Raw genomic sequence first — 12725 nt, 5'->3', positions numbered from 1 at the left:
AGCCTCGAACAGCAGATCGCCGGGCACATGGTGTCGGCGCCGCCGCGGCCGTCGGCGTTGGTCCCGAGGCTGGCGGCGTTCGACGACGTCGTCGCCAAGGGCATGGCCAAGAAGCCAGGGCAGCGCTATCAGACCGCTGCGGACCTCGCGGCCGCGGCGCGGCGCGCGCTGAACGCGCCCGTGCGCGGCGCCGGACGCTCCGGTCGGCACTCGGCTCGACGCATCCCGATCCAAGGCGGCAGGCGACCGTCGCGGCGCGTGGTCGTCACCGCGGCCGCAGTGGTGCTCTTGGCCGCGGTGGGGACCTTCGGCGTCTGGCAGCTGCGCGGCGGGCCCGATACCCGACAGGCGGGTGTCACCAACAGCACCGCGCCACGGGATCCGGCGCTGGCCCCCGGCGCCGTGGCGTCGATCGCGGCGACCGTACCCGCAGGCATCCGCGACTCGGGCAAGTTGGTCGTCGGGGTCCACGTGCCCTACGCCCCCAACGAGTTCAAGGACGCGAACGGCCGCATCGTCGGGTTCGACATCGACTTGATGAATGCGGTCGCCCGGACTCTGGGGCTTACTCCCGAGTATCGGGAGACCGCCTTCGAGGCGATCATCCCTTCGGTGCGCGCCGAGGACTTCAACGTCGGGGTGTCGTCGTTCACCGACACCGCAGAGCGCGAGTCCGCGGTCGACTTCGTCACGTACTTCCAGGCGGGCACGCTGTGGGCGCAGAAGGCCGGCTCGTCGGTCGACCCCGACAATGCCTGCGGCCTGAAAGTCGGTGTGGCATATGGGACTCTGCAGGAGACCGAGGAGGTCCCGGCCCTCAGCGACGCCTGCCTCGATGCCGGGCTGTCGCCCATCGACAAGGTGGTCTACGTCGGGCAGGACGATCTGACGAAGGCGCTGATCGCGGGCGAGGTCGATGCGATGACGGCCGACTCGCCGGTGACCGGTTTCGCGGTGAAGACCAGTGGCGGGACGCTGGAGGAGGCAGGCGAAATGACCGACCCGCAGCCGTACGGCTTGCCGGTAGTCAAGGGCTCGGCGCTGGCGGAGTCGTTGCGCCAGGCGCTGGAGCATCTGATGCAGACCGGCGAGTACCGGACCATCGCCACCATCTGGGGCGTCGACAAGGGCCTGATCGACAAGCCGGTGATCAACGGGGCGACGCGGTAGGGCGGCGTCGGTCTCGAGGCGCGCGGGCCCGGGGTGAAGTGCGCTCTAAAACTTGATATCACCGGTGATATCACTCGTTGGGGGGCTCGTGCCCCGTCACCCAACCAATGTCTGCGTGCCGAGGACGGCGAGCAGCGAAAGCCGTTCGGCGTCTTGGGTTCCTGGCTCGGCGGTGTAGATCATGATCGTCAGGTCGGCACCCGCGACGGTGAGCACGTCGCAATCCAGCGTCACGGGCCCCACCTGGGGGTGGTCGATGGTCTTGCGCGACGCCACGGGCTGGCCGCCCACGGCGCCGGAATCCCACAGCTCGGCGAACAGATCGCTCTTCGCGCGCAACTCCGCGACCAGCCGGCGCACCCGCTGATCGACGGGATATCTGTTCGCGGTGGCCCGCAACGCGGCGACCTGTGCGGTCTGCAGGTCGCGAAGCGACTCGGGGGTATGGCGGACGCGATTGCCCGAGCCGAGGAAGTTGCGCCACACCGCGTTGCGCTCGTTGCCGAGGTATTCGCCCATCAACGCGGTGTAGAGCGGGCTGGCCAGCAGCTGCGTCGCCGCCGCGTCGAAGACCGCGACCGGCGTCCTCGTCAGCCTGTCGAGCATCCGCTGGACGCCCGGCGTGATGTAGGCAGGCACCGTGCCCCGCCCCGGTGGCACCAGCCCGGCGACGTGGAACAGATGGACGCGCTCGCTACAGGACAGGCGCAGGGCCCGGCCGAGGGCCTCGACGACCTGCTCCGACGGATTGGTGGCCCGACCCTGCTCGAGGCGCGTGACGTAGTCGACCGAGATGCCCGCCAGCTGCGCAAGCTCCTCACGGCGCAGCCCGGCCGCGCGCCGATGACCGCCGATCGGCAACCCGGCGGCCTCGGGGGAGACCCGGTCGCGCCAGCGCCTCAGCGCGTGCCCGAACTCGGTGGTCGCCATGACTCCATGGTGCACCGTGTCGCGCGGATCGTCCTGGTACTGGCAGTCCTAGGAAGACGGGACCCCTGGCTGGCCGCGACCCTCCAGCGCATCGTGGAGTCATGACAACGACACTGATCACCGGAGCGAACAAGGGCATCGGCTTCGAGACCGCCCGCCAACTCATCGAGGCAGGCCACACGGTTTACCTCGGGAGCCGCGACGCCGAACGCGGGCGCCTGGCCGCCGAGCAGTTGGGCGCGCGGGCACTTCAGCTCGACATCACCGACGACGCGTCGGTACAGACCGCCGTGAAGACGATCGAGGCAGACGGTGGGCTCGACGTCCTGGTCAACAATGCGGCCGTCGAAGAGCGCGGTGACGGCAACGTCGTCATCGGGCCGGCGGACGTGACCGCCGACGTCGTGCGAAAGACGTTCGACACCAACGTCTTCGGGACGGTGCGCGTCCTGCACGCCTTCCTTCCGCTGCTGCAGCGGTCGGCCGCCCCGGTCGTGGTGAACGTCAGCAGCGGCCTCGGCTCGCTGACCCTGTTCGCCCCCGCGCCTGCGGACATCTACCCCGGGGTGGCCTATCCGGCATCGAAGGCCGCGGTGAACATGATCACCGTGCAGTACGCGAAGGCGTTCCCGCACATCCGGATCAACGCCGTCGACCCCGGTTTCACCAAGACCGACCTCAATGGCAACACCGGCACCCAGACCGTCGAGCAGGGCGCCGAGGTGATCGTGCGCCTGGCGCAGGTCGGCTCCGATGGCCCGACCGCGGGCTTCTTCAACGCCGCAGGCAGCGTGCCCTGGTGACCGTTCCCCCATTCGCGATTTGTGTGCATCGACCGGCGCGCACCACCGGTGAACGCACACAAACCGCGGCGGGGGAGCCGAGTTCCACCGATCGGGGGACACGGGTTTCATCCGGCCTAGCCGCTGGTTGGCGGACAGACCTCTCCTTCTGAGTGCGACATAGTTGTCTCATCGCCGGATCACACCGGCAGAGACAACCAAACAGACACTCACACAAGGAGATTCACATGAACGCCATCGTCCGCCGCATCGCCGCCACCACCGCGCTGCTCGCCGCCCCCGCCCTGATCGCCCTCGGCACCGCCGCCGCCAGCCAGGCCGCCCCTTCGATCACCAACAACGGCCCGTCGATCAGCAGCCCGGTGCACCACGATGCCTTCCCACACCAGCACAACACGCCCAAGCCGGGTACCCCCGAGCACCACCGCCACCAGCACAACCGCTGACCCAAGATCACCGAGAGCCTGAATGTCTTCATCCCGCATTCGGGCTCTCGGGCATGGGCGTGGCGAGATTGCTGCGTTCGGGGCACTCGGCAGTGGCCGATAATGGAAGGTAGATAGGGCCGAACATGGGGGTGAAATGCAGGTCGATCCGCAGATCCTGCGTGCCTTGGCTGGGCAGGCCGACAGTGTGTCCGGCGTGATCACGTCCGCCGACATCGGAACGAAGGCCTCCACGGCGGCCGATGGATTGCCCGGGTCGACGACCCAGTGGGCGGCGCACTCCGTTGGCGACCACTTCACGCAGATGGCCAAGCAGCTGGCGGACAACGTGACCAAGATGGGTCAAGCCGTCCGCGGCGCAGGAGACAAGTTCGAGGCCACCGACGATGCTCTGGCAGGCACGTTCGACGGGTTGTTCTGACCGGTGCTTCCCTCACACCCGACCCTTCGGGGCTGGAATCCAGACTCGTTGACCGCGTCGGCGGCGGCCATCACCTCGGGTGCGACGACGGTGTCGGACGCCGTGAAGGGCATCGACGACGCATGCCACCGCATGCCCGAGACGAAGGCGTGGTCCGGGCGTTCGCAAGAGGCGGCGTCGGCGATGTTCGGTCGGGCCGAACGTGACGCATCGACGTTTTCGGAATACGCGAACGACATGGCGGCTGCGCTGCAGAACGGCAGCGGGACGATCGGCCCGGCACGGGCTGCGCTGCTCAACAAGGCCGACCAGGTCGACGCGGGTCCGCTCAACGTGACCGATCAATGGGTGGTCCTGATCGACCCGGTGCGGATGTCGGCCGACGACTTGGCGAAGCTCGATACCTTGGCCCGGTCGGAGCAGGAAGCCATCAACGGCCTGCTGACGGCGGTCGGCGACGCCGACGATGCGACGGCCAACGCCGTTGTCGCCGCTGGGAAGAAACACGGCTTCGTCGAGGCGGGGCCGCCCACCGATCTGGGCTCGATGATGCTTCCCGTCGCGCAGCGCCCCGGCGATCAGGTGCCGGATCCACGCAGTCCGGTGGGTGTCGTTGCGCAGGAGGCGATTCGCGACGGCGACATGTCGATGGCGATCAGAGACGTCAGTGAGCCCGTCAAGAATGCATACGGAGACGAGGAAACGACCGTCACCATGCAGGACGGCAGCAAGCAGGTGCTGACCACCTACGATCCATTCGATTGGCCCAGCAAGCAGAACTTCAAGTCCATCACGCAATTCGACAAGGACGGCAACGAGGTGTCGAAGACGAGCTCGTGGCACGACTTCGGCACCGACTGCGACTACACGACGACCACTTGGCCCAACGGCTCGACCTACTCCATGTCGATGGACCCCACGGGTTACCGCACGGCCGGATTCACCACGGCCGACGGCAGGCACTCGGCCGTTCCCGTCGAACTGATCGACAACATCTCACTGGTGGGCGGTGCCGGTCTCTCGGGATTGGAGAAGCACCTCGTGAACGGTGGCGGGTTGCCGATGGTGACGGCCGAGTCCCTTGAGAACGTGGGCAAGGCGACCAAGTTCGGCGGCCCCGCGCTCACGATCGCGACTACCGTCTTCGACATGGCGATGGCTGACAACGACCATGACCGCTGCGTCGCACTCGTCGCCGGCGCCGTCGGTGCGGGCGGCGGTTGGGGTGGGGCGGAAGGTGGTGCGGCCGCGGGCTTGGCTACCGGCCCGCTTGCGCCAGGCGCCGTGCCGATCTTCGCGTTCTTCGGAGCACTGGGCGGCGGATTCGGTGGTGCCAAGCTGGGCAATTTCATCGGAGATGTCGTATGTCCGTACTGACGTTGCCCGAGCCCGTCAATTGGCCCGCCAGTGGGCGTCGCCTCGGTCGATTGACGCTGCTGTTGACCGGGTTCTTCGCTGTCGCGATATTCGTTGGCACGCTTAGTCTTCTGCGAGGTGCTTATCTCGAGACCGTCGTCGGCGTGGGTTTCCTACTCCCGCTGATTTTGGCGTTGGTTGCGGTGCAACTCGTCGCCCGAGGACGTGCGGCACTGTGCGCCGGCCATGACTCGACAGGAACCATGCTGCGGCCCGACCGCACCTTCAGCGCGCTGGGGTTGTCCGCCTTTGCAGTTGTCATCCCCATCGGGATCATCTTCGTGATTTTCACGCTCACCGGAGACCTGCATATGTTTCCGTCCAAGCGAGGGCAGGCAGGCGCGGTGGTGATCGCGTGCCTTGCGACCGGAACTGCCGTCTGGGCGCTCATCACCGCTTGGAGACGCGGGGGGATCGGCTACGTCAAGCTCACGCCGTTGGGCATCGACATCGCCGACATCAAGAGCACCGAATCCGTCACGTGGAACGACGTTGCCGCGGTCGACGACCACTCCGAGTCCAACAAGAAGACCCGCAAGGCAATCGTCCTTCGCTTTCGGGACGGCACCGAGAAGACCATCGACGGAGCTGACTTCTACGTGCCCAACGGTGTTGGGCTCTACTGGATGGTGCGGCACTACTGGCGCCACGCGGACGACAGGGCGGAGCTCACCGACGGCCGCGCGCTCGAGCGGCTCGGCGAAGGCCGGTTCGATCTGACGTAGTTGTCGCAGGCAGGCGCTATCGTCGCCGGATGCCCCTGCAGAACCGGGTCACGCCAGGTGGAGAGATCATCGCGACCAGTGCGCGGGGCACCTTCCTGGGCAACCGGGGCGTCCTGCACGACGAGAACAAGCGGATCGTTCGGCAGTCGCGCAACGCCATGTGGCTGATCTGCCAACTCGAATTCAAGGGACGCAGCCAAGAGCTGATGAAACCCAACAGGTACACCCAGCTGTTCTTCCTCGACGAGGCCGTGGCGCTGGCTGCGGGGCACCGACCGTGCGGCGAGTGTCGGCGCACGCAGTACCGCGGCTACATCGGCGCGGCGAACGTTCAGAACGAGGACCCGATCGTGGGGGCGCCTGCTCTCGACAGGCAGCTGAGGGCCTCACGGCGGGCGCCGCGCCCGACCAGTGCGATCGCCTCACTGCCCGACGGGGTGTTCATCGAATTGGGCGACAACGACTTTCGACTCATTTGGGATGGCGCCCTGCATCGGTGGACGCCGCAGGGCTACGTCGATCCCATCGCCGATGTCACCGAGGCGACCGTGGTGACGCCAGCCCTGTCGGTGGAGGCGCTTCGGCATGGATATCCGGTGGCGGTGCACCCATCCGTTTCGAGATCGGAATAGCTTGTCTAGCCAGCGATTCCGAAGTAATGGTCCGGTTGGATCTCGGTCTCGCCGTCCCACCGGTACGCGACCAGGTTGCCCGTCGACACTGCGCTGAAGTCGACACACGCCGTGTGGGCCGTCCAGTCCTGTCCTTGTTTGGGAGACCCGCTGCGCCAGTAGTGACCGTAGAACACGGGGACGTCGTCTCCGTAGGAGAAGGACCGTTCAGATGCCGGTACCTCGGTGTCCGGAAGCTCGGGATACGGTTGCCCGCCTTCGGTCGTGAAGGGTCCGTCCATGACGGAGAGGTCGCGCAGCGTGGTCGCCGACGCACGCCACCAGGCCACCCGCGCGCGGTTGCGGGTGGTGCCATCCTTGTCCGAGTACCGAGGAAGGCCATGCTCGGTGAGGTCGATCTCGGGTCCCTTGAGCACGACGTCGACGGCGTCGTACAGCGGTGTGCCCTTGATTGCCGCGGCGACGATCTGATCGACCGTGGCGAAGCGGTTCGACCCGAGGGCGTCCTGGATGATCCGCAATGAGGGCTCGTGCCAGCAGGCGTGAACGATCCGCAGGCCGCCAAGGTCCAACCAGAGCGGCATGGTCGTGAACCACTCGAGGTAGGCGGCCCGCGTCGAGCCGGTCACCTGCTCGAGGAACGCGTGATGCTGCTGCTCGTTCTTCGGGCTGTGGCGCCGGAGAAACCCGCCGCTTCCATCCGGCCGCTCCGTGGCGTAGGCCCTCGCATTGAATTCGTGATGCCCCATGACGAGTTGGGCGCTTCCCCCGTCGACCATCCGCTTGACGATCTTCAGGACGTCCAACTGCTCGCCGCCACGATCGACGAGATCGCCCACGAAGATGGCTTGCCGATTCGGGTGAACGTAGGCGCCGGTCCGTTCGCTCTCGGCGTAGCCCAGACGGTCGAGCAGATTTGCCAGAGGTGACGCGCAGCCGTGGATGTCGCCGATGATGTCGTAACCGCTCACGGCACCATATTCGCATCGACGGGCGACATCGATGGCCGGGCGTGACCGATTAACCGACGTCGACGACATCTCCGACGGATCGAGTCGTCGTCCGTGTCATTGCTGAAGTCGCGCGCACGTGCGAGAAATGGCCAGCGAAACTGTCAGCTGCACCCGCGTCGGCCCCGGTACGCCCCGATTCGAGGTCCGAGTCCATGCGCTCGCAGGTAATCTGGCAGTGGAACGCAGGCAGATCGGGGGAGATTCATGGACCTCGTACTTGGCCTGTCGCTAACGTCGACGGCGGTCCGCTGGGTCCTCGTCGAGGGGACGACGGGTGAGGGTGATCCGATCGACCGTGGAGAACTCGACATCCCGGCGGTCGACGCGCTGGACGCCGACCTCCTGCTTCACGCCGTGCTGAACCCCGACGTCATCGCCGAGAATCGAATCCGCGTGGTGGGCGTCACGTCCACCACCGAAGCCGTGTCGGCGGCCGGTGCCGTGGTGGACGCCCTGAAGGCACGCGGTCACCGCGACGTCGTGACCATCCCCGACAGCGCTGCCGTTGCCGCCTTGGCGAGTGGCATCGCAGGCATCACCGAGTACGACCACGTGGCCGTGTGCATCGTCGAACCGGACTCCGCGTTCGTCGCCCAGGTCGTCGGCGGGGAAGTGTCCGTCGAGCACATCGACCGACCACTGGACAGAGCAGACGCGCTCGAGTTGACCAGCAGCGTGATCGCCGTTTTCGACCCGGACGCCCGCCCCGACGCGATCTTCGTCGTCGGCTCGGACGACGTCGACGTGATCGTCTCCTCGTTCGAGGCCATCACCGAATCGCCCGTCTTCTCCGCCGCGGAAGCCGACCTCGCGCTGGCCCGTGGCGCGGCACTCGCCTGCGCCCGAACTCTGGACATGTCGGAACCGCAGGGCTGGGTACCGCCCATTCACTCGACGTCGCGAATCGGTCTGCTGTCGACGGTGCTCGCGGCGGCGGTGGTGGTCTTCGTCGTGTCGCTGTCGATCGCGGTCGGTCTCAACTTGACGCATCCGCCGGGCGAGCGGACCGAGAAAATCAGTGCCGCAGGGGAATCCGAATCGGTCGCCGTCCCTAAGGCCGCGCCCGCCCGCCCCGTCGTGCGATTCCCGGATGCGTCTCCCGACCTCGCGAGGACGATGGTCGTGGCCCTGCCGCCGGCGCCCGTACCCGTCGCCGCGCCGGTCTACGAACCGCCGCCCGCAGCCGCGCCGGCGGCGCCACCGCCCGTGTATCAGCCGCCGGCGCCCGTTTACGTCCCGCCTGCACCTCAGAAACCGCGACTGCGGGATCGGATCATCGAACGCATTCCGATCATCGACCGCTTCCACGATCCGTAAGCGTGAACGGGCGACCATTATTCACGCCCACGTCACTTTTCGGCGGATTTCCGGGCGACGGCTCCACATGCATATGCTCTACACAGCCTCTACATAGATGGGCTAGTTAGATTGCTGTAAGGAGCCGGTAGCCGCAAGGATTCGGTCGGTTGAAGAGCAGGCCGAGTCGCTTCCGCTCTCTCGGAACGGCTTTGAGTTGATCTGTTGGCTCAGAGTTTTGATCGCCAGATGAGAATCGCAGGGTTTCACATGATGCACTTTAAGACCATCGCGGCAGGAGCCGCCATCGCCGGCTCGCTGGGCTTCGCTGCCCTCGGAATCGGCACGGGCGTGGCGAATGCAGCGCCGTCGCCCGTCGGATCGGGAACCCAGTGGGCGCAGGATCGCGGCTGGGGCCACGGCGGTCCCGGTTGGGACAACGGCCCAGGCCGCGGCGGAGGCTGGAACGGTGGAGGACCGAGATGGGCGCCGCCACCACCGCCACCGCCGCCCTTCTATGGCTACGGCGGCTACGACAACGGGGGCGGTTGCGTGACCGGTCCGCTGGGGTTGCTGCACTACTGCAACTAAGGCGCGGATGCCCGCCTCGGAGCGAAAGTCGCTCGGAGGCGGGCATTTTCGTGGTGGGTCCTGACCGCAACGCGCCGCCGCCGCGTGCGGCGGCAGCCTCATCCCGACGTGACCCGACCGGGTCACGTCGAGCTGTGAGCCGGTGCTCGCCCGTGTGTCGCAGCCTCGGAGGCGTAACTCGCCGACACAATGGCTATACGACACCGACCGGATAGCCAACGACCAGTGAGTTCGAGGACATGACCGCAACGATGACCGGTCCGCCGCGACCACCGCAGCGACCGGCGGGCGACACCGAGGTCGCCGCGCCCCGGCGCAACCTGATCTTCACGGCCGTGCTGCTGGGGATGCTGTTGGCCGCCCTGGATCAGACGATCGTGGCGACGGCGTTGCCCACCGTGGTGTCCGACCTGGGTGGTGCCGGCCACCAGGCATGGGTGGTAACGAGCTACCTGCTGGCGTCGACGGTCGTGACGGCGATCGTGGGCAAGCTCGGCGACATGATCGGCCGGAAGACCATCTTCATCGCCGCCGTGCTGTTCTTCATGCTCGGTTCGGTGCTGTGCGGACTGGCTGGCTCGCTGCCCATGCTGGTGGGGGCTCGCGCGCTGCAGGGCGTCGGCGGTGGCGCCATCATGGTCACGGCGACCGCGGTGATCGGCGAGGTCATTCCGCTGCGCGAACGCGGCAAGTACCAGGGTGCCCTCGGTGCGGTCTTCGGCGTCACCACGGTGATCGGCCCGCTGCTCGGCGGCTTCTTCACCGACCACTTGAGCTGGCGCTGGGCGTTCTGGATCAACGTTCCCGTGGCCATCGTCGTGCTCGTGGTCGCCGTCATCGCGATCCCCAACCTCGGCAGGATGGCGCGCCCGGTCATCGACTACGCCGGGATCGTCCTGGTGGGCCTGGGCGCCACCGGCCTCACCCTGGCGACCAGTTGGGGCGGCAGCACCTATGCGTGGGGCTCGCCGATGATCATCGGGCTGTTCATCGGATCCCTGGTGGCCATCGCCGCGTTCGTCGCCGTCGAGCTGCGCGCGCAGGAACCGATTCTGCCGATGCGCCTGTTCCGCGAGCCGGTCTTCGCGGTGTGCTGCGCGCTGTCCTTCGTCGTCGGCTTCGCGATGCTCGGCGCGCTGACCTTCCTGCCGACGTTCATGCAATTCGTCGACGGCGTATCGGCCACCACGTCGGGCCTGCACACCCTGCCGATGGTGGTCGGTCTGCTCACGATGTCGATGGGCAGCGGTGTGATCGTCGGCCGCACGGGGAAGTACAAGATCTTCCCGGTACTGGGCACGGCGGTGATGGCGGTGGGGTTCGTCCTGCTGTCGCGGATGGGCCCCGACACCTCCACCCTGGTCCAGTCTCTCGACCTGGTGGTCCTTGGCGCCGGCATCGGCATGTGCATGCAGGTGCTGGTGCTGATCGTGCAGAACACCGTCGACTTCGCCGATCTGGGCGTGGCCACCTCGGGTGTCACGTTCTTCCGCACCATCGGCAGTTCGTTCGGCGCGGCGGTGTTCGGTTCGCTGTTCAACAACTTCCTGAAGGATCCGCTGGCCGATGCCGTCGCAAAAAGCGGCGCGCCGCCCGAGGCCGCTCAATCGCCCGATGCGCTGCACGCGCTGTCGCCGGAGATGGCCGCCCCGATAGCCTCCGCCTACGCCGATGCGCTGGACCAGGTATTCCTGTATGCCGCCCCGGTTGCCATCGTCGGGTTCGTGCTGGCGTTGATGCTCAAGCAGGTGCCCTTGCGCAACAACGACGTCAGCACGGCCGCCGACCTGGGCGAGGGTTTCGCCATGCCGACCACGGCCTCGCCGGACCAACTGCTGGAGAACGCCGTCGGCCGACTGATTCGTCATGGGTCCGGCATGCAGCTGCGCACCCTGGCTCAGCGGCCGGGAAGCAAGCTCGACATCAGTCGACTCTGGGCGCTTCTGCAGGTGTACCGCTTCGGGCAGGCCGCCGGGCAGGCCAGGCTGGGGGACGTCGCCGAGCACGTGCGGGTGCCTCGGGAGATCCTCGAGCCGGCGTTCGACCGGCTTGCTGCGACGGGCTACGCCGAACGCAACGGAGACGTGTTCTGGCTGACCAAGGCGGGCGCGCACCAGGTCGAACTGGTGCGTGCGGACACGATGGAGTGGCTCACTCGCGGGCTCACTCAATCCATTGGCCTCGAGGCCCAACCGGATCGCGGCCAGGTCAGGGTGGCGTTGGATCGCATCTCGCAAGACGTTCTGGTGCAACGTGATTGGACCGAGGACGAGACCCAGGCGCTGCGGATGCGTCCTCCGCGCCAGGCAGCGCCGCCACCGCGGCGGCCTCCGCCGCCCTTGCCCCCGCGTCCCGCCGCCCAAGACCCGCGTCAGCAAAGGCCGCCAGCGCGCCCGCCGCGGCCCACCGAGCCGCCCACCACCCGTCTGCGGCCGCCGTATCCTCCGCCGGGGGGTCCGCGACCTCCGCGCCGGTAGCGGCCCGTGGCCTGCCGGGGCCCGGCGGTTCGCGTATCCTCGGCACGAAGCAATCACCTTGTGCTCCTTCGAGTTCGGCGTCGCCGCCGTGCAATGGGGTTGAGCTGGGCCGACGCGGGAAACCGCCTGGTGGTGCGTGCGCGCGGTCATCGAGGATCGCTTCGCGACGAGTTGGAAGGAACGCTTATGGGCTCCCCGGGTGCCAGCTCGCGTCTGGGCACGCAGTTCGGGCCCTACGAGCTGCAAGAGCTGATCGGCATGGGCGGAATGGGCGAGGTGTACCGCGCCTATGACACCGGGCGGGAGCGCACGGTCGCGCTGAAGCTGTTGCGGCCGGACATGGCGGCCGACCCGACCTTCCAGGACCGGTTCCGGCGCGAGTCGCGCATCACGGCCCGGCTGCAGGAGCCGCACGTCATCCCCGTGCACGACTTCGGCGAGATCGACGGTGTGCTGTACATCGACATGCGCCTGGTCGAGGGCGCCAGCGTCAAGGACGAGCTGCGGGTCAACGGCGTGCTCCCACCGGCCCGGGCGGTGTGGATCATCGGCCAGGTCGCTTCTGCGCTGGACGCGGCGCACGCCAACGGTCTGGTGCACCGCGACATCAAGCCGGAGAACGTGCTGCTCACGCCGGACGACTTCGCGTACCTCGTCGACTTCGGCATCGCCCACGGCGGTGGCGAGGCGTCGGTGACCAAGACGGGGCTGGTCATCGGCTCGTGTGCGTACATGGCCACGGAGCGGCTGAGCGGCAAGCCCGGTGGCCCGGCGTCGGACGTGTACTCGCTGACGTGCCTGCTGT

Annotated in this window: 13 protein-coding genes; 11 read left to right on the top strand and 2 right to left on the bottom strand. The window is 67.5% G+C overall.

Annotated features, from left to right (window positions below):
* On the top strand, positions 1-1170 hold a 1170-nt coding region (locus ACRDUX_RS07230; protein WP_526412405.1), incomplete at its 5' end, for an ABC transporter substrate-binding protein.
* A 96-nt stretch (positions 1171-1266) separates the two neighbouring features.
* Here ACRDUX_RS07230 and ACRDUX_RS07225 read toward each other — a convergent pair.
* Positions 1267-2100, bottom strand: a complete 834-nt coding sequence (locus tag ACRDUX_RS07225) for a helix-turn-helix domain-containing protein (protein ID WP_526412404.1) — start codon at positions 2098-2100, stop codon at positions 1267-1269.
* 101 nt (positions 2101-2201) lie between these two features.
* Between ACRDUX_RS07225 and ACRDUX_RS07220 the strand changes: the two genes are divergently transcribed.
* From ACRDUX_RS07220 to ACRDUX_RS07195, 6 genes are all read left to right on the top strand, one after another.
* Complete coding sequence (locus ACRDUX_RS07220) at positions 2202-2903, top strand: SDR family oxidoreductase (RefSeq protein ID WP_526412402.1); 702 nt, start codon at positions 2202-2204, stop codon at positions 2901-2903.
* A 227-nt stretch (positions 2904-3130) separates the two neighbouring features.
* Positions 3131-3349: a hypothetical protein gene (locus tag ACRDUX_RS07215; protein ID WP_526412400.1), complete on the top strand. Its 219-nt coding sequence runs from the start codon at positions 3131-3133 to the stop codon at positions 3347-3349.
* A 136-nt stretch (positions 3350-3485) separates the two neighbouring features.
* Positions 3486-3770 carry a type VII secretion target gene (locus ACRDUX_RS07210; RefSeq protein WP_526412398.1) on the top strand — a complete coding sequence of 95 codons (285 nt, stop codon included), beginning with the start codon at positions 3486-3488 and terminating at the stop codon, positions 3768-3770.
* A 48-nt stretch (positions 3771-3818) separates the two neighbouring features.
* Positions 3819-5147 (top strand): hypothetical protein, encoded by a 1329-nt coding sequence (locus ACRDUX_RS07205; protein WP_526412396.1) that lies wholly within the window; start codon positions 3819-3821, stop codon positions 5145-5147.
* Positions 5135-5911 (top strand): hypothetical protein, encoded by a 777-nt coding sequence (locus ACRDUX_RS07200; RefSeq protein ID WP_526412394.1) that lies wholly within the window; start codon positions 5135-5137, stop codon positions 5909-5911. The genes ACRDUX_RS07205 and ACRDUX_RS07200 overlap by 13 nt, the downstream gene beginning before the upstream one ends.
* A gap of 29 nt (positions 5912-5940) precedes the next feature.
* The gene (locus tag ACRDUX_RS07195) at positions 5941-6543 is read left to right on the top strand and encodes a hypothetical protein (protein WP_526412392.1); all 603 of its coding nucleotides are present in this window, start codon (positions 5941-5943) and stop codon (positions 6541-6543) included.
* A 5-nt stretch (positions 6544-6548) separates the two neighbouring features.
* Here ACRDUX_RS07195 and ACRDUX_RS07190 read toward each other — a convergent pair whose 3' ends face one another.
* A complete protein-coding gene (locus ACRDUX_RS07190; RefSeq protein ID WP_526412390.1) occupies positions 6549-7514 on the bottom strand; it encodes a metallophosphoesterase in 966 nt (321 codons plus the stop codon).
* 246 nt (positions 7515-7760) lie between these two features.
* Here ACRDUX_RS07190 and ACRDUX_RS07185 point away from each other — a divergent pair, with 246 nt between their 5' ends.
* The 4 genes from ACRDUX_RS07185 to ACRDUX_RS07170 form a co-directional block, all read left to right on the top strand.
* Positions 7761-8873 (top strand): DUF7159 family protein, encoded by a 1113-nt coding sequence (locus ACRDUX_RS07185; RefSeq protein WP_526412388.1) that lies wholly within the window; start codon positions 7761-7763, stop codon positions 8871-8873.
* Positions 8874-9125: 252 nt separating this feature from the next.
* Positions 9126-9443, top strand: a complete 318-nt coding sequence (locus ACRDUX_RS07180; protein ID WP_526412386.1) for a hypothetical protein — start codon at positions 9126-9128, stop codon at positions 9441-9443.
* Between the two features lie 239 nt (positions 9444-9682).
* Positions 9683-11920 carry an MDR family MFS transporter gene (locus tag ACRDUX_RS07175; protein WP_526412384.1) on the top strand — a complete coding sequence of 746 codons (2238 nt, stop codon included), beginning with the start codon at positions 9683-9685 and terminating at the stop codon, positions 11918-11920.
* 186 nt (positions 11921-12106) lie between these two features.
* Positions 12107-12725: serine/threonine-protein kinase (locus ACRDUX_RS07170; RefSeq protein ID WP_526412382.1), on the top strand; the 619-nt coding region annotated here is incomplete at its 3' end.

It is taken from the genome of Mycobacterium sp. (assembly GCF_050701675.1).
Taxonomy (GTDB): domain Bacteria; phylum Actinomycetota; class Actinomycetes; order Mycobacteriales; family Mycobacteriaceae; genus Mycobacterium.
Note: the sequence above shows the minus strand (reverse complement) of the source record. Positions and strands in the feature narration are given on the sequence as shown.